The 17502-nt window shown below is 65.6% G+C and carries 16 protein-coding genes; 9 read left to right on the forward strand and 7 right to left on the reverse strand.

The annotated features are described in order from the left end of the window. Nucleotides 1-87 precede the first annotated feature (87 nt). Complete coding sequence (locus HUK65_RS16265) at nucleotides 88-990, reverse strand: hypothetical protein (RefSeq protein ID WP_179907330.1); 903 nt, start codon at nucleotides 988-990, stop codon at nucleotides 88-90. Nucleotides 991-1729: 739 nt separating this feature from the next. Here HUK65_RS16265 and HUK65_RS16270 point away from each other — a divergent pair. The 5 genes from HUK65_RS16270 (at nucleotide 1730) to HUK65_RS16290 (ending at nucleotide 9697) form a co-directional block, all read left to right on the forward strand. Beyond that, a complete protein-coding gene (locus HUK65_RS16270) occupies nucleotides 1730-3988 on the forward strand; it encodes an acyl-CoA dehydrogenase (RefSeq protein WP_179907331.1) in 2259 nt (752 codons plus the stop codon). Continuing rightward, complete coding sequence (locus HUK65_RS16275) at nucleotides 3985-5271, forward strand: acetyl-CoA C-acetyltransferase (RefSeq protein WP_179907332.1); 1287 nt, start codon at nucleotides 3985-3987, stop codon at nucleotides 5269-5271. Before HUK65_RS16270 ends, HUK65_RS16275 begins: the two co-directional genes overlap by 4 nt. Beyond that, nucleotides 5271-7355, forward strand: coding sequence for a 3-hydroxyacyl-CoA dehydrogenase NAD-binding domain-containing protein (locus tag HUK65_RS16280; RefSeq protein WP_179907333.1), 2085 nt, complete (start codon nucleotides 5271-5273; stop codon nucleotides 7353-7355). The genes HUK65_RS16275 and HUK65_RS16280 overlap by 1 nt, the downstream gene beginning before the upstream one ends. Continuing rightward, nucleotides 7352-9184: an acetyl-CoA hydrolase/transferase C-terminal domain-containing protein gene (locus tag HUK65_RS16285; protein WP_179907334.1), complete on the forward strand. Its 1833-nt coding sequence runs from the start codon at nucleotides 7352-7354 to the stop codon at nucleotides 9182-9184. The genes HUK65_RS16280 and HUK65_RS16285 overlap by 4 nt, the downstream gene beginning before the upstream one ends. A gap of 345 nt (nucleotides 9185-9529) precedes the next feature. Next, a complete protein-coding gene (locus HUK65_RS16290; RefSeq protein ID WP_179907335.1) occupies nucleotides 9530-9697 on the forward strand; it encodes a NepR family anti-sigma factor in 168 nt (55 codons plus the stop codon). A 124-nt stretch (nucleotides 9698-9821) separates the two neighbouring features. Here the strand turns inward: HUK65_RS16290 and HUK65_RS16295 are convergent, their stop codons facing one another. Further along, nucleotides 9822-10553, reverse strand: coding sequence for a Crp/Fnr family transcriptional regulator (locus HUK65_RS16295; protein ID WP_179907336.1), 732 nt, complete (start codon nucleotides 10551-10553; stop codon nucleotides 9822-9824). Between the two features lie 191 nt (nucleotides 10554-10744). Between HUK65_RS16295 and HUK65_RS16300 the strand changes: the two genes are divergently transcribed. The 4 genes from HUK65_RS16300 (at nucleotide 10745) to HUK65_RS16315 (ending at nucleotide 14958) form a co-directional block, all read left to right on the forward strand. Further along, entirely contained in the window at nucleotides 10745-10942 is a 198-nt protein-coding gene (locus tag HUK65_RS16300) for a CsbD family protein (RefSeq protein ID WP_179907337.1), read from the forward strand. Nucleotides 10943-11028: 86 nt separating this feature from the next. Further along, entirely contained in the window at nucleotides 11029-12237 is a 1209-nt protein-coding gene (cls, locus tag HUK65_RS16305) for a cardiolipin synthase (RefSeq protein ID WP_179907338.1), read from the forward strand. 350 nt (nucleotides 12238-12587) lie between these two features. Beyond that, nucleotides 12588-13562, forward strand: a complete 975-nt coding sequence (locus HUK65_RS16310; RefSeq protein ID WP_179907339.1) for a PRC-barrel domain-containing protein — start codon at nucleotides 12588-12590, stop codon at nucleotides 13560-13562. A gap of 136 nt (nucleotides 13563-13698) precedes the next feature. Then, nucleotides 13699-14958, forward strand: coding sequence for a DUF2254 domain-containing protein (locus HUK65_RS16315; protein WP_179907340.1), 1260 nt, complete (start codon nucleotides 13699-13701; stop codon nucleotides 14956-14958). Between the two features lie 48 nt (nucleotides 14959-15006). On the opposite strand, the gene HUK65_RS16320 is transcribed toward HUK65_RS16315, so the two are convergent. The 5 genes from HUK65_RS16320 to HUK65_RS18860 all read right to left on the reverse strand — a co-directional run. Continuing rightward, nucleotides 15007-15999, reverse strand: a complete 993-nt coding sequence (locus tag HUK65_RS16320) for a zinc-binding metallopeptidase family protein (protein WP_179907341.1) — start codon at nucleotides 15997-15999, stop codon at nucleotides 15007-15009. A gap of 167 nt (nucleotides 16000-16166) precedes the next feature. Further along, nucleotides 16167-16484 carry a hypothetical protein gene (locus tag HUK65_RS16325; RefSeq protein ID WP_179907342.1) on the reverse strand — a complete coding sequence of 106 codons (318 nt, stop codon included), beginning with the start codon at nucleotides 16482-16484 and terminating at the stop codon, nucleotides 16167-16169. Nucleotides 16485-16529: 45 nt separating this feature from the next. Further along, nucleotides 16530-16877, reverse strand: a complete 348-nt coding sequence (locus HUK65_RS16330) for a DUF883 family protein (RefSeq protein WP_179907343.1) — start codon at nucleotides 16875-16877, stop codon at nucleotides 16530-16532. Nucleotides 16878-16931: 54 nt separating this feature from the next. Next, entirely contained in the window at nucleotides 16932-17129 is a 198-nt protein-coding gene (locus HUK65_RS16335; RefSeq protein WP_179907344.1) for a CsbD family protein, read from the reverse strand. 175 nt (nucleotides 17130-17304) lie between these two features. Next, nucleotides 17305-17502: hypothetical protein (locus HUK65_RS18860; protein ID WP_235442215.1), on the reverse strand; the 198-nt coding region annotated here is incomplete at its 5' end.

Below are 17502 nucleotides of genomic sequence, written 5' to 3' on the forward strand. Positions count from 1 at the left end.
TCCAGGCCATCATGATCTCCGTTCTGTGTCGCAACTGAACAGAATCACAACCTGCTGAATTCACTCAACTCATTTCCAATTGGCCTCTCAGGCTCCAACCGTCGGCCCGGATGGCGCCCGCCCTGCCGAGGCAGTCGCAGGACGCCCGCTCAGGGGGATCTGGCGGTCGCGGTGGCTGCCGCCGGTCTGGGCTGCGAGATAGGCGGCGACCGCGCTGATCAGCAGCGTTGCCGCGATGACGAACCCTGCAATGACCCCGGCAATCCGCACCTGCTCGGCTGCTTCCACCGCCTGCTGACGGGCGTCGTCGAAGGCTGTCAGGGCCTGATCGACGCCCTCTTCCACCTCGTTCGGTGTCTGGCCGGTTTCGGCGGCTGCAACCTGGACCAGGCGTTCGCGGTCCGCCGCGCTGACTTCACCCTGTGCCGCACTGCGCATCAGGATGATGCGCGTCTCTGCGATGGCATCGCTGGAAATGGCCTCGCCCGTGTCGCCGCGCAGGACAAGCGACGCGAAGTAGTCTCCCTGCTCGTCCATCGCCTCGGACACCGAATCGGCCGCCGTGCCGGTTGCCGAGGTCACACCCCCCATCACGCCGCCCAGCCCGCCCATGGCGAGCACTGCGCCGATCACGGTTCCGGCAGCCCACACGGTCAGTCCATGCGCACCGTCGCGGGATTCGATCTCGTCGGCAGTCGCATCCGGAACCGGTCGGCGCAACCGCCCGGCCAGATAGCCACCGATGCCGAAACTGGTGACCGTAACCCAGATGAACCAGATACCGGCCGCGATGGTCCACCACCGCGCCGACACGCCTTCGCCCGGCTCGGCCGAGACGATGGACAGTCCAAGCCCCACCCCGAAGGCGTAAAGCACCAGCGACACGGCGGCGGCGATGACCGCGCCCGCAATGATGGCGGGCCAGTCGCAGTATGAGCGATCGGAAAGCGGCGCGCGGGCGGGCGCCGCCGGTGGAACGGGAGTGTTCATGGTGATCTCCGTGGTTGTGATTGCGCTGCGCCGGTCATGCAAGGCCGACGAAGGACAGGATGAACATCACGACCACGACAAGGCCGACGAGATAGATGATGCTGTGCATGTGCGGAACTCCTGGATTGACAGACCGACCGGCGAAATCGCCAGTTCACGGTTTTTGCGCACGCGATGGCGCTTGGCACACCAACGGTCTCGGACGCTTCCGGTTCCCCTTCCGCCCCGGGTGCGATTGTGAACGCCCCGGCGCGTTTCGCAGATCTGGCCGAGATCAGGGGCGCGGCGTGATCGCCGGGTGAACACCCACCCATCCACGCGCGATCAGGGGGCGCGTAGCGAAGGGGTCAGCCGACAGCCGCCAGGATACCGACCGCGCCGAGCGTTCCGGAACGCGGCGTTTCCATCAGCCGCCTGAGGGCCTTTTCGCAGCGGGCGGTTTGGGAAGGGCATGTTTCCGGGCGGGCTCTGGGCACCACGGTTTTCCGAAGATCGCATGATCGCTGCCCATTCCTGCGCGGGCAGACCCTGCAGCCAACGGCAAGCGCTTGCCTTGAAGCCGAATGCCCCCCGCCCCAGACAATCATGCCTGCTTGCGCATGGCTACTGCGCCAGCCGAAGACGCCGGGCATCTGGTCAGGCATCATCCCCAGCTCCGGTGCGGCGCGGTTCTGCGCGCCAAGATCCATGATGGAACGGACTGCGGCCTTGGGCGTTGGTCGGAACGGAGGGTGTCAGTATGTCATTTCGCAGAAACCGGATCAGCAAGCCGATCTTTCACTGGGCACGCAAGGCGATGCCCGGCCTGTCCGCAACCGAGCGCGAGGCGCTGAACGCGGGCGAGGTCTGGTGGGAGGCCGAGTTATTCTCGGGCAATCCAGATTACCGCAAGCTGCTGGCCGTGCGCGCGCCGGACCTGACCGAAGAGGAACAAGCGTTCCTTGACGGCCCCTGCCGCGCGCTTTGCGAAATGCTTGACGACTGGGCGATCAACCAGAAGGACGGCGATCTGCCGCCCGCGGTCTGGGATTTCCTGCGCGAGAAGCGCTTCTTCGGCATGATCATCTCCAAGGCTCATGGGGGCCTGGGCTTTTCCGCCTTCGCGCATTCCGAGGTGGTGCGGCGGCTGTCCATGGTTTCGCTGCCTGCTGCCGTCACGGTGATGGTGCCCAATTCATTGGGGCCGGGCGAGTTGCTGCACCTGTTCGGCACCGACGCGCAAAAGGATTACTGGCTGCCCCGCCTTGCCGACGGGCGCGAACTTCCCGCTTTCGGGCTGAGCAGTAACGAGGCCGGGTCGGACGCGGCCTCGATGGTGGACCGCGGCGTGGTCTGCAAGGGCGAATGGCAGGGCAAGGAGGTGCTGGGCATCCGCCTGAACTGGTCCAAGCGCTACATCACGCTTGCCCCCGTTGCCACGATCCTTGGCCTTGCCTTCAAGCTGGAGGACCCTGACGGGCTTCTGGGTGATGACCCCGAACCCGGCATCACCTGCGCATTGGTGCCGACCGACCTGGAAGGCGTAGAGACCGGGCGCCGCCACATTCCCGCTGGCACCATGTTCGAAAACGGGCCGACCACCGGCACCGATGTGTTCATACCAGTCGAGAACATCATCGGCGGGCCGGAGTATGCCGGGCGCGGCTGGATGATGCTGATGAGCGCGCTGGCCGCCGGGCGGGGCGTCTCGCTGCCCTCGCTCGCCTGCGCCGCGACGACGCTGGCAGCGCATTCCAGCGGCGCCTATGCCCGCGTGCGCGAACAGTTCAACCTGCCGATCGCGAAATTCGAAGGCATTCAGGAGCCTCTCGCCCGCCTTGCCGCCAATGCCTATGCAGTCGAAGCCGCGCGCCACCTGACCTGCGCCGGGCTGGACGAGGGGCGCGCGCTGGCTGTGATCTCGGCGCTGATGAAATACTCGGCCACCGATACCATGCGCGCATCGATCACCGATGCGATGGATATCCATGCCGGCAAGGCCGTGATCGACGGGCCGATGAATTACCTCTCGCCGCTCTACCGCGCCGTGCCCATCGGCATCACGGTCGAGGGTGCGAATATCGTCACCCGTTCGCTGATGGTCTTTGGCCAGGGCGCGATCCGGGCGCATCCGCATCTTCTGGACGAAATCCTCGCGCTGGAGGAAGCACAGGAAGAGGACGCGATCACGGCGTTTGACAAACACTTCTGGCGCCATGTCGGCCACTCATTGCGCACAGCCGGGCGCAGCTTCGCCCGTTCGCTGAGCGGTGGCCGGATCGGTCCGGAGCCGCCGCGCGTCGGGCGGGCGGGGCCGATCTATCGCCAGCTTGCCCGCTGGTCGGCGGCCTATGCCCTGACCGCCGACATTGCCTTTCTGAGCATCGGCGGCGGGTTGAAGCGGATGGAAATGCTCTCGGGCCGGATGGCGGATATTCTCAGCGAGCTTTACATCACTTCCGCCGTGCTCAAGCGCTGGCAGGATCAGGGCAAGCCGAAGGAGGAGTTCGCGCTGGTCGAATATATCGCGCAGCGCTCCTTCGCGCGGATCGGGCAGCATCTGGACGCGGTGCTGGCGAATTTCCCCTCGCGCCCGGCGGCACTGTTGCTGCGGATGCTGACTGCGCCGCGCCGCGCCGGGCGTGGCCCGTCTGACGCGCTGACCGCGAAATGCGCAGCGCTGATCAGCCAGCCGGGGCCGGTGCGTGACCGGCTGGGCGCCGATCTGACCACGCCGGGGCAGCATCCGGGCATCGCGGCGCTGAATGACGCCTTTGACAAGGTCATCGCCGCCGAGCCGCTGCGTCACCGCCTGCGAGAGCTTGAGATGACGCCCGAGGCGGCGCTGGCGGCGGGACTGATCACCTCCGACGAAAAAGCGCAACTCGACGATCAGGCGACAGCCGTGGACCGGGTGGTTGCGGTGGACGATTTCAACGCTGACGAAATCAGCACCATGTTTCCCGGCGCGCGCTCTGGCCAGCGCAGGAACACGACGACGAAAGGCGAAGCAGCATGAGCGGGCGCGAGGTTTTTCTGGTCGATGGCGCACGCACGCCGTTTCTGAAGGTGCGCGGCAAGCGCGGCCCCTTCACACCGGTCGATCTGGCCGTGCAATGCGGCCGCCCGCTGCTGGCGCGCCAACCCATCGCGCCGGTGGCCTATGACATGGTCATCCTCGGCTGCGTCAATGTCATCGCAGACGAGATGAACCCCGCCCGCGTCGCTGCCCTTCGCCTGGGGATGGGCGATGCGATGGTGGCGTTCACCGTGCAGATCAATTGCGGGTCAGGGATGCAGTCGCTCGACACCGCGTTTCGATACATCCGCGAAGGGCAAGGCGATCTGATCCTTGCGGGCGGGGCTGAGGCGCTGAGCCACGCGCCGATGATCCTGCGCGACGAAGCGGTGGACTGGCTGGCCGGGATGCAGGGCGCGTCTGGCCCGCTGGCGACGGCAAAGAACGCGGTTCAGATCCGCCCCGGCGACCTGCGCCCGGTGATCGGGCTGGAGCGCGGCCTGACCGATCCGATCACCGATCTGAGCATGGGCCAGACCGCCGAGGTTCTGGCGCATCACTTCGGCATCACGCGCCAGATGGCCGATACCTATGCGGTTGAAAGCCACAAACGTCTGGCCGCCGCGCAGGAGGATGGCACGCTGTCGGACGAAGTGCTGCCCGCCTTCGACCGCGCGGGCAAGGTCTATCGCCACGATGACGGGGTGCGGGCTGACAGTTCCGTCGAAAAACTGGGCGGGCTGAAACCGGTTTTCGAGAAACCCTATGGCCAGGTGACCGCCGGCAATGCCTCGCAGGTGACCGATGGCGCGTCCTGGTGCGTCCTCGCCTCGGCCGAGGCGGTGGAGAAACACAAGCTGCGCCCGCTGGCGCGGATCGTCGACAGCGACTGGTCCGCGCTCGACCCGGCGGTGATGGGGCTGGGGCCGGTTGTGTCGGCCACGCCGCTGATGCAGCGCCACAAGCTGGGCGCGGAGGATGTCGACCTGTGGGAAATCAACGAGGCCTTCGCGGCGCAGGTTCTGGCCTGTCTGGCCGCGTGGCAGGACGAAGGTTTCTGCCGCAACGTGCTGGGCCTTGACGGTGCGGTCGGCGCGATCCCGCGCGAGCGGCTGAATGTGCATGGCGGCGCGATCTCGCTGGGCCATCCGGTCGGCACCAGCGGCAACCGGATCGTGCTGCATCTGGCGAATGCGCTGCGCAAGGCGCAGGCGAAACGCGGCATCGCCACCGAATGCATCGGTGGCGGCCAGGGCGGCGCGATGCTGCTGGAGGGGGTGTGATGGACGGAGCACTGGCAGAGTATCTGAGCGGCTCGGCGCTTGAACTTGGCGCCGCGCGGGACGCGCCCGGCGACGGGCACTGGCGCTACGGGGTGGATGAGGATGGCATCGGCTGGCTGGTCCTTGACCGGACCGACGCCAGCGCCAACACCATCTCGGACGCCGTGCTGCGCGAACTTGACGCGCATCTGGAGCGCATCGGGGCGGAGCTGCCCGAGGCCCTGGTGATCCGTTCGGCCAAGCCGGGCGGCTTCGCCATGGGCGCCGATATCGACGCGCTGGCGGGTATGGACGCAGAGGCGGCGGAATCCCTGCTGACCGAGGCGCATGGCGTGCTCGACCGGCTGGAGGGGCTGTCCTGCCCGACCATCGCCGTCGTGCATGGCCCGGCGCTCGGGGCGGGGTTCGAACTGGCGCTGGCCTGCGACTACCGCATCGCCATCGACGCAGCCTCCTTCGGCCTGCCCGAGGTGCGGCTGGGACTGCATCCGGGGCTGGGCGGCACTGTGCGCCTGCCGCAGCTGATCGAGCCCACCGCCGCGATGCAGATGATGCTCACCGGCAGCAGCGCGCACACGAAAAAGGCGCACGATCTGGGCATCGCCGATCTGGTGGTCAAGGAACGCCATCTCCGCGCCGCGCTCGGAGCCATCCGCAAGGGCGAGGTCGAGAAGCGCAGCCGGGGCCTTATGGCGCGCGCCTTCGCGCTGGCCTCTGCCCGGTCGCTTGCCGCCACGCGGATGCGGCGCGAGGCCGAAAAGGCCGCGCCCAAGGTCCATTACCCCGCGCCCTATGCGCTGATCGATATCTGGGAGAAACACGGCAACGACGGGCAAGCGATGCAGAAGGCCGAGATCGCGTCCTTCGCCAGGCTTCTGCAATCTGACACCAGCCGCAACCTGATCCGCGCCTTCTTCTTGCGCCGCACGTTGAAGAACGCCGCGAGGGACAGCGATGATATCGCACGCGTGCATGTTGTCGGTGCCGGGATCATGGGCGCCGAAATTGCCGCCTGGATCGCCCTGCAGGGCAAGCGCGTCACGGTGTCGGACCTCGATGAGGACGCCCTCGGCGCGATGATCCGGCGCGCCGGTGACATCTGCAAGGACGCGCATAAGGACGCGCTGGAAACCCGCGATGCGCTTGATCGGCTGATGCCCGACCCGGCGGGCTATGGCGTTGCGAGTGCCGATCTGGTGATCGAGGCGGGGCCGGAAAAGCCGGAGTTGAAGGCTGAAATCTTTGCCGACCTCGCCAAGCGGATGAAGCCGGGCGCGATTCTGGCGACCAACACGTCCAGCCTGCTTCTGTCGGATTTCGTGGATCACGCGCCCGCCAAGACGCGCTTCGCGGGGCTGCACTTTTTCAACCCCGTCTCCAAGGTGCCGCTGGTCGAGGTGGTCACCCATGACAAGACCAGCGCCGAGACCCGTAACCGCCTGGTCAGTTTCTGCACCGCCATCGACCGCCTGCCCGTGGCCGTCGCCGATCGTCCCGGCTTCCTCGTCAACCGCGCGCTGATGCCCTATCTGCTGGAGGCGCTGCTGCTGATCGATGAGGGCGTGCCCAAAGAGCGCATCGACACGGCGGCGCTGAAATTCGGCATGCCGATGGGGCCGGTGACGCTGGCCGATCAGGTGGGCCTCGATATCTGCCTCGACGTGGCCGAGAGCCTGACCAAATCGCTGGACACGCCGATTGCCGAGATCCCGGCGCTGTTGCGCGAGAAGGTCGAGGCCGGGCATATGGGCCGCAAGTCCGGGCGCGGCTTCTATGACTGGTCGGATGGCACCCCCAGGCCGGAGCCCTCGGCAAAGATCGGCGACGACCTGACCGACCGGCTGATCCTGCCGCTGCTGAACGCCTGCGCCACCTGCCTGCGAGAGGGCACCGTGGGCAGCGCGGACGAGGCCGATGCGGCGATGATCTTCGCCACCGGTTTCGCCCCCTTCCGCGGCGGTCCGATGAATTACGCCAGGGCGCGCGGCCATGACGCAATCCATGCGCGGCTGGAAGAACTGGCCAAGACCCATGGCGCGCGCTTCAAGCCCGATGCCTTCTGGCGCGACGCGAAGGGAAAATGACTGAACGCTTCGATCAGGACGCGGCGGCCATCGACTGGATCCTCGCCAATGTCGGGCGCGATTTGCGCGTGGCGCTGCCGCTGGGGCTGGGGAAGCCCGTGACGCTGATCAACGAGCTGGTGCGCCGGGCCTGTGACGACCACTCGATCAGGCTGGACATCTTCACCGCGCTGACGCTGGAACGCCCCAGCCCGTCCTCGGACATGGAGCGCCGCTTCCTGGAGCCCGCGCTCGACCGGCTGTTCGGCGCCTATCCGCAGGTCGAATACGCCCGACTGCTGCGAGAGGGAAAGCTGCCCGACAACATACAGGTTACCGAATTCTTCCTGCAGGCCGCGAACTGGCTGAAGGTCGCGCCGATGCAGCAGAATTACGTCTCGGCCAACTATACCCACGCGCTCGACGTGCTGCTGAGCCAGCGCCCGAACCTCGTGCTGCAACTTCTGGCGGGCGAAGGTGACCGGCTGAGCCTGTCCTGCAACACCGACATCACCGGCGACCTTCTGGCCCTGCGCCGCAAGGGCGATGCCGATTTCGCCTTTGTCGGCCAGGTCCATCCCGACCTGCCCTTCATGCCCGGCCCGGCCGAGATGGACGCCACGGAATGCGCGGCGCTGGTCCGGACCAAGGAAAAGCCGCATGACCTGTTTTCCCTCGTCAAGCGCCCGGTCGGGCTGCGGGACCATGCCATCGGGCTGCATGCCTCGCGCCTGATCCCGGATGGCGGGACGCTGCAGATCGGCATTGGCGAGGTGGGGGACGCGGTGGCCCATGCCCTGATCCTGCGCCAGCGCAGGCAGGTCACGCCGATCTGGGAGGACTGCCCCTTTCCGCAGGGCGAGAGCTTCACCGAAACCGGACCCTTCGAGACAGGCCTTTACGGTGTGACCGAGATGCTGGTGGACGGGATGCTGGCGCTGTTCGAGGAGGGGGTGATCCGGCGCGAGGTCGATGGCGCGGCGATCCATGCGGGGTTCTTCCTCGACAGCCGCGACTTCTACGAACGCCTCAGGGCGCTTCCCGAGGAGCGCCGCGCCCGCATCGCCATGATGCCCGTTTCCTTCACCAACGCGCTTTACGGCGATGAGGACGCCAAGCGCACCGCCCGCGTTGACGCGCGTTTCGTCAATGCGGCGATGATGGTCACGCTGCTGGGCGCCGCCGTATCCGACGGCACCGAGGACGGGCAAGTGGTCAGCGGTGTCGGTGGGCAATTCAACTTCGTCGATCAGGCCTTTGCGCTGCAAGGCGCGCGCGCGGTGCTGACGCTGCCCGCCACACGGCAGGGCAAGGGCGGGCTGAGCTCAAACATCCGCTGGAATTACGGGCATATCACGATCCCCCGGCACCTGCGCGACATCGTGGTGACCGAATACGGCATCGCCGATCTGCGAGGCAAAAGCGACGCCGACACCATCGCCGCGCTGATCCGGATTGCCGACAGTCGCTTTCAGGAGGAACTCGCCGAGACGGCAAAATCCGCCGGCAAACTGCCGGAATCCTGGCGCCTGCCGAAAGCCGCGCGCAACAACACGCCCGAGACCCTGCGCGCCTGGCTTGCCCCGCATGAAGGCGACGCGCTCCCCCGCTTCCCCTTCGGCACCGATTTCTCCGGGATCGAGCAAGTCCTGCTGCCCGCGCTTGCCGATCTGCGCACCGCCAGCAACCGCCTGCCCGCGCTGATGTCGCTGGCCATCGACGGCCTGCGCGGCCCCCCTGCCCCGCAGGAGGCCGAGGCGATGGCACGCATGGACCTTTCCGGGCCTGCGGGCTGGAAGACCCGCCTTGCCGCAAGCGCCTTGCGCGGCGCCTTGCGCCGGAACGCGTGATGGACCCGTTTCCGGTGACTGGCTGGCTGCAACTTGCTCTCGGTCGTCGCCCGTTCAAGACCGGCGTCCATGGGGTCTGTTTCAGGTCCGGCCAGACGCTGGTGCTGGATCTGCCGGGGGATGATCATGATTGCACGCCGTGGCCGCGATGACCACGCGCGCGGTGGTCTTGCCCATGGCCGTTTGCTCCAAAGGGGTGAGGTCGCTTTCCACATCTGCGTCGGTACGGCGACCGGGGTTCATATTGTTCTGCATCGCGTCCAGCGCCGCCCTGGCGCTTCGGTGTTGAAATGCGATACCGCATGAAGCATTCTGGAGCGATACACATGACTTCTGGACGCCATGATGCCATCAGATCGAAAGGATGGAACCGTCGACGGGTTGAACCCCGCCGTGGTGCGGCAGATCGATGAAAATCTGAAGCTGATGTATCGAAAGCATCTGGAAGACGCGCTTCCCGACAAGCTGAAAACGCTGGTGGACCAGCTTCGCGCGCAGGCGCGTCGCGATTGAATGCCAGTCGTGGCCACGGTCTGGGCAACCTGTATTCCCGGCGCGGCAATGTGACAGTCGGCCCGTCCGCCATCGCGGACCAGGGCGTGCTCATGGGGTCAGATCGGCGGGCCAGATCGGCGGGTCAGATCAGCGGTCGGCGGACCGGTGCGTCGATCTCGAAGTGACCAACACCCGCCAGCGCCGCCGGGTCCCTGATTGTAAGCCGTCCTTCGGTCCAGTCGGCCAGTCCCTCGCCACGCAGGCGTTGCAGGGTCTTGTTCGTATGCACCAGCGACAGCCCCAACGCATCGGCCAGGTCTTGCTGGCGCCATGGCATGGGCACGGTGTTGTCCTTTTCCTGTCCCACTGCCTTCAACCTTGAATAAACGCGCAACAGCCCCCAGGCGACCCGCTCACGGGCCGAGCGGCGGCCGATGACCGCGACCGTCTCGCCCAGGAAATGCTCTTCCACCGCCGAAAGCCAGGTCAGGTCATAGGCCCGCGCCGGCCAGCGCTCGAACAGCCGCCACAGATCGCAGCGGTTGAAGACGCACAGCCGCATGGCCGAGGTGGATTCCACCGAATGCGACATCTCGCCCATGACGGCGGCGTGCAGCCCGATCAGATCCCCCGGCAGCGCAAAGTTGATGACCTGTCGGCTGCCGTCCTCCATCGTCTTGTAGCGCACCCCTTGCCCGTCAAGCACGGTGTAGATCTGCGGGCTGGGCATTCCTTCCAGCATAAGCGTCGTACCCGGATCGACCTGCAATTCGCCGGATTTGAAGGATTGGGTGAACTCGACCTCTTCCTCCGTGAATGCAGAGAAGATTTCGAACTTGCGCAAGGGGCATGCGGCGCAGGCGGTCTTTTTCATGTTCGTACCCTGCCGTGAAATCCCGACCTGAGGCTGCGGACGTCACGGCGCATTGTCAATTGTTGAAGCGGCGCGCCAGCCCTGGGAGCGGCAAGCGAAGGCTATCACGGTTGCCCGGCGCGGGGAAGGGAACCAAGCGGTGTGACCCGCGTTGAGGGATGTCTTTGTAACATTAACACCGGAGAATACAGATGAATTGGGACACCGTGAAAGGCAAGTGGAAGCAGATGCAGGGCAGCGCCAAGGCGAAATGGGGCGAGCTGACCGACGACGAACTGCAGCAGGTTGAAGGCGAGCGCGACAAGCTGGTTGGCAAGATCCAGGAGAAATACGGCATCGCCAAGGATGAGGCCGAAAAGCAGGTCGACGAGTGGGCGAGCAACAACTGACGCCCCCGGACATTCGATTTCCAGAAGAACCCTGAACTCCGCGCGCGGCCCTTGCGGGTTGCGCGCGGAAAAATGTGGGGGATGCCGTGCTCAGTATCGTTCCGGACAGGCGAGAGTTGCGTGCGCCGGTGGCGTCACGCCTTGCCGCCTCGGACCCCGAATTCGTGCGCAGCATGGCGGGGCTATATGGCTCGAACCTGATCGCCGGAAACAGGATCGACACGCTCGTGAATGGTGACACCATTTTTCCGGCCATGCTTGCGGCGATCCGGTCGGCGCAGACAACGATCAATTTCGAAACCTTCATCTACTGGTCCGGCGATATTGCGCGCTGCTTTGCCGATGCGCTGGTCGAACGCGCCCGGGCCGGAGTTGCCGTACGCGTACTTCTGGACTGGGCCGGGTCCAGGCGCATGGATCAGGAACTGTTGACCGAGATGCGCGCCGCAGGGGTTCAGGTCGTGCGATTCCGTCCGCCGCACTGGTACACGCTGGACCGGATCAACAACCGCACCCATCGCAAGCTGTTGATCGTCGATGGGCACGTGGGCTTCACGGGCGGCGTAGGGATCGGTGACGAATGGCTGGGCGATGCCCGCAACCCGGGCGAGTGGCGTGATACGCATTTCCGGATCACGGGGCCGATGGTGGCCATGCTGCAGGGAGCGTTTGCCGCGAACTGGGTCGAAGATACCGGCGAGTTGCTCACCGGCGCGTGCCATTTCCCCGACCTGAAGCCAAGCGGTGCGACCGTCGCCCAGATCGTCGCCAGCACCACGGGCAGCCGAAACTACCTGCATATGATGTTGATGACGGCGATTGCGGCCGCCGAGCGCCATATCCGCATTGCCACACCCTATTTCGTTCCCGATGATGTGGCGCTGGGACAGTTGCGGGATGCGGCGGCGCGCGGGGTCGAAATCGACATCCTTGTCCCCGGAGAGCATACCGACTCCGAACTGGTGCGGCGGGCCTCGCGCCATTTCTGGCGGACGTTGCTGGAGGCGGGGGTGCGCATCCACGAGTATCAACCCACGTTCATGCATGCCAAGCTGATGGTTGTGGACACGGTCTTTGCCTCGGTCGGGTCGACGAACTTCGACGAACGGTCCTTTCGCCTGAATGACGAAGCCAACCTGAACGTCTTTGACGCCGGTTTCGCGCGGGAAATGATCGACGTGTTCGAGCGTGATCTGTCCTGCGCCCGGGCTGTCACCTTGCAGGCATGGGAGGCGCGGCCACTGCGCCAAAGGCTGATCGACCGTGCGGGAAGCTGGATGCGCCCGCAAATCTAGCGCATCGCGGCGCTCCGTGCGGCCCATGCCGCGCCGGAGCGCCGCCCGCCGGGCGCAGTTTTTTCCGGAGCGCCGGAATTTCGGGGAACGGATCGCACGGACCCGCGTTACTTCCCTGCAGGCGACGGACATTCGCTTGCTGATCTGCCCAAAGTTCCATCCCTCGCAACTGCCACCGGCCACGTGCGCCGGTGGTTTTTTTGTTGTTTGTCATATACATAGTGGAATTTTTTTTTACGATTTTCCTGCTCCGGGAGGGAACGGGTGCGGAGGGTTCGCGTTTGTATTCCGAGCGCCCAAGGACGGGCGTGACCGAAACCAAATTCTGACCAAATCGACGGAGGATATCCATGAAACGCCTGATGCTGACGACCGCGTTGAGCACCAGTGTCGCCTTTGGCGCCGCAGCGCAGACCGCCGACACCGGCGCCGCAGATCACAGTGGCGCCGCCGAGACCGTGCCTGCCTTCCTGGCCAGCGACTTCACCGGCAAGACGCTTTACACCTTGACGAGCGATGACGCCCGCGAGATCGGAGAAGGCGCTGCCGAGATGACCCCCGCAGAGCGTGACCGCCTGCGCTACACCAGTTCCGAGACCTTCGTTGCCGGACGCGACGACTGGGAGAACGTGGGGTCGATCGACGATATCGTGCTGACCCAGGATGGTGAGATCCGCGGCGTTCTGCTGGACGTTGGTGGCTTCCTCGGCTTCGGGGCGCGCACGGTGAAGGTGGACATCGACGAGCTTTACTTCGTCACGGATACGGACGTTGCCGAAGACATCGACGACTTCGATGTCGTCATCGCCATGACCGAGGACGAGCTTGAAAACCTGCCCGAGTGGGACGAAGACCAGTTGCAGGCCGGGTTCGATGTCCGCGCCTATCGTCAGGGCGACCATCAGATGCAGGATGCACATGCCGAGGAAGCCAGCGCGGCCGGCATGGGCGAAGACCATCAGATGGCCGAAGGTGACCAGATGTCCGAAGGTGACCAGATGGAGCATGGTCAGCGCGAAGTGTTCACCGACAATTACCAGATGCTCGAAGGTGACGAACGCACCGCTGACCGCCTGATCGGCGCCGATGTCTATGACGCCGAAGGCGAAAACATCGGCAACGTCGATGATCTGGTCATCGGTGACGACAACGCCATCCAGGGGATCCTGGTGGACGTCGGCGGCTTTCTGGGCATGGGCGCCCACACCGTGATGCTGTCCATCGACGAAGCGCAGATCGGCTGGAGCGACGAAGATGGCGACGTGCGCGTGCAGGTTCCCATGACCGGCGACGCGCTGGAAGACATGCCTGAACACGAGGGCTGATATCGCCCGATGATGGCAAAGGGGGTCCGCTCGCGGGCCCCCTTTTTTTCGCGGCTCAAGGGTGCAGCGCTGCGTATATCGTCACGGCGGGGCCGCAGATGTCATTTCGACATGGCCGCAGGAAGAGGAATACGCAATGCAACTGTCACTGTCGTCCCTGTCGTTCCGGCTCAAGAACCTGGTGTCGCAGATATGGACGAAGGTGACAGCTTACACGCTGCTTTCCGTCCTGACGGCGCTGCTGGCGATGTGGCTGCGTCCGTTCATCCCCTCGGACCTTGCCCTGCAGATCGGTGCGGAGTCTGCCGAAACCATCCTCGAGGTGGTGGCGACGTCGATGTTGACGGTGGCCACGTTTTCCATGGGCATCATGGCCAGCGCCATTGCCGGTGCCGCCGATGGCGCAACCCCGCGTGCCACCGAACTGCTTCTGGAGGACCGGGTATCGCAAAACGCGCTGGCGACCTTTCTGGGTGCGTTCGCGTTCTCGCTGGTCGGAATCATCGGACTGACCATGGGGTTCTACGAAGAAGGAGGCCGGTTGATCCTGTTCGGCATGACGCTGGTGGTGATCTTGCTGATCTTTGTCGCCTTCATCCGCTGGATCAATGCGTTGCGTTCCTTCGGGCGGATCCCCGATACGCTTTCGCGCATTGAAACCGCGGTGGACCACTCCCTGAAATGCCGCCTCCGTGACCCCTATCTGTCCTGCAACCCGCTGCACAACATGCCGGCCACCGACGGAATGCGGGCCCTGACCCCGCCGTGCAGCGGATTTGTCCGGCATATCGATCTGATCAGCCTGCAGCGCCTGGCAGAGGAGCATGATCTGCGCATCTGGATCGACCGTCCGCCGGGCCGGTTTACCAGCGTGGTGCGTCCGCTGGCCTTTGTCAGCACGCCGGGCGGTCTGCCCGATGCGGCCCTGATCCGGGCGCTGGCGAAATGTTTCACCGTCGGTCCGGTCCGAAGCTTCGCGCAGGATCCGCAATTCGGCATGATCGTCTTTGCCGAAACCGCCTCGCGCGCCCTGTCTCCGGCGGTCAATGACCCGGGCACCGCCATCGACGTGCTGCGCCGCGCCATCGCCATCCTTCAGGACTGGGACACCCCCGCGGAACCCGAGATCATCCATCACCGCATCTGGATGCCCGGGCTGTGCCCCGAAGCGTTCCTGACCGATCTGATCCGTCCCATTGCCCGTGACGGCGCCCAGATGGTCGAGGTGCATCACGTTATCCTGAGCCTCTTGCGCGATCTGGCGCGCGCGCGCCCCGACGTCTTCGCCGCCCCCGCGCGGCGGCACGCGAAAGAGGCGCTGGCCCGCGCCGAAGATGCGCTGGTGCTGGACAGCGAGCGACAGGAATTGCGCCGGATCGCCGAGGCTTTCGGTTGACCGGACGCTGGCCGCGCGGTCGGGACGCGCGCATCCGGAATCGGCCTGTCACCGACGCAGCGCGTGCAGCGCAAACTCCAGCTTGCTGCGCACCCCGCCTGCAATCACGAACGGATACAGGTCCGACAGCCCCATGGCGCGGTTGACGTGGTTCATGCCGAGTCCGATTTCCGCGGCCCGGTCGATCACCGCCTCGGGGGCGGCGCTGCGATAGGCATCGCCGGACCAGCGGTCCTGCACTTCGGTCCGGAACCCGGTGGCGCCGAAACTGTCGGCAATGTCCAGAAGATGCAGGACATGGGCGGTGGTCTCGGCCCAGTCTTCGTGCGGGTGCGCGGTGGCGTAGCTGGAGATATGCGCATCCCCGGCCGCGCCGGGGGCGGTGTAGTGGCGGCGCAGGGCTTCGGCGTAATCCGCCCGCTCATCGCCGAACAGGGCGCGGAACGCCTGGGCAAAGCGCGCGTCTTCCTCGACCAGACGCCAGTGCAGGTAATGCGCCAGTTCGTGGCGCACATGGCCCATGACGGTGCGATATGGCTCGCCCAGTTCGGTGCGGCGCAGGGCCAGCCGCGCCGGGTCGGCCTCGGAGACGTTCAGGGTGATCACCCCGGAGGCATGGCCCATGACCACCGACACCGGCCCGCCCGAGGTCTCCTCGGCAACCATGTCAAAGACCGGAAGCGGGCCCGCGTCCCCGGGTCCGAACCACCCCAGCCGCATCAGCCCCCACAGCACCCAGCGCTTTGCCGCCTCGGCGGCGCGCCAGTAGGAGCGGTTTTGGGCCAGCGTCAGGTCGGGGATGGTGCGGGTGGTGGCGCAGGACGGGCAATAGCGCTGCCCCGGCGTGGCGCTCCAATTACACCCGGCGCCCTCACGGTTGGCGCAACTCCTGTCCGATGGCCCGCCGCTCGGCGGGGGCGCGCGGCGTGGAAGCATGCGGTTGCGCGCCAGGTCAAAGACGGTTTCGGCGCCGCAGGCCATGCAGTGATCGTTTTCAAAGAACAGACGGCTGTTGCAGACGGGACAGGCGTAAAGGTGCATGTGGGTCGCTCCGTGGAGGGTGCGTGGTCGTCCGGGCGCCGATGACGACCGGCGCGATCCTGTGCCCGCTGCCTGGCACCTGGCCCGGTCGGCTTCTTGCATTACCCTGGCGGCACGGCAACCGGTCACGTCCGTCACGCTGGTGCACTTTGCCGCATGGCCTGAGGTCATGACCAAGCGGTTTTCGTGGTTGTGCCGAGAATGGGGTCGATCTTTTCCTTGCCGATCCGGGCAAAGGCCGCGACCATCATGTAGCGGCCTGAGGTCAGCCATCCCGAGCGTGGCAGGCCTTCGGTGTATCTGTGATCTGACCCAACCGGCACGAAACACGATTTCAGCAGGGTCTGGCGGCAGCACTGCGGTGCCGAGACATGCCGCCATGCGTCAAAGCGCCCACCCGGCAGTGCCTCAAGGGCCGCCGGGTGGGTGCCAACGCCATCTGTGACCTTGAACGTGGTTTTCGACACCACCGCATGACGCCGCACCCGAAATCGGGCGTGGCTGCAATGGTCAGCCTGTGCGGCGCCCTGTCAGCGCCGCGCCAGGAAAAGCCCGGCAAGAAGGCCGATCCCCGCCGCGATGCCAAGTGCTTCGACCGGGCGCTCCGAGGTGTAGCGCTCCACCTCGGCATAGGCGGTTTCGGCGGTATCCGCGGCCTTGTCATAGCCGTCGCGGGCGGTCGCGCCGATGTGGTGCGCCCCGGCCTCCACCTTCTTGCTCGCAAGCCCGGCCATATTGGTGGTCAGCTCTTCGATCTGCATTTTCAACATTGCCAGGTCCTCGGACAGATCCTCGGCGGCCGAGCGCGCGTGTTCCGCGGCCTTGTCCTTGACGTCGGCGGCCTTGTCCTTGATGTCAGATGCGGTTTGCTGAGCCATGATGTTTCTCCTTGATCCGTTTTTCTGTGAGTGGTTTGGAAAAGTCGCACGGCCTCAGACGCGCGCGCTCCAGTCGTTTACGTGCCGCTCGGCGTCTTCGCGGGCGATCCCGTAAGCTTCTTGCAGCTTGCCGACCATACGCTCGCGTCTGCCGTCGATCCGGGTGAATTCGTTGTCGTTCAGGGCGCCCCAGCGCTCCTTGACGCTGCCAAGCACCTGCCGCCACCTGCCATTCGCTTTCTTCAGGTTCATCGACCCTCACCGAACTCTTGTTGCGCCTGCCGCGGTGCCGGGGTGGCGCCGTGCAGGTGTTGTCTGAAGAACCCGCATCCACGGCATGGGTTCCGCGCCTTGTCGCGGAACCGCTTCGTTTTCGCCGTCGTTACATACGGTGGGAACCTGTCCTGCAACGCGTTGAACGGGCGCCTCAGGCACAGGCTTGGAAGAAAGGCGCTTTCATGGATCGCAACATCGCTGCCGGACCGGCGGGGCATGCGCCGCAGCGTTTTTCGCGGTTGGGACGTGCCCTGGCCTGGGCGGGGATCGCCGCGGGGATGTCCCGATGAATGTTGAAATCGGGTCGGGGCAGCGCTGCCGGGATCATGGTTAGGCGGCCTCTGCGGTC

It is taken from the genome of Rhabdonatronobacter sediminivivens (assembly GCF_013415485.1).
Lineage (GTDB): Bacteria > Pseudomonadota > Alphaproteobacteria > Rhodobacterales > Rhodobacteraceae > Rhabdonatronobacter > Rhabdonatronobacter sediminivivens.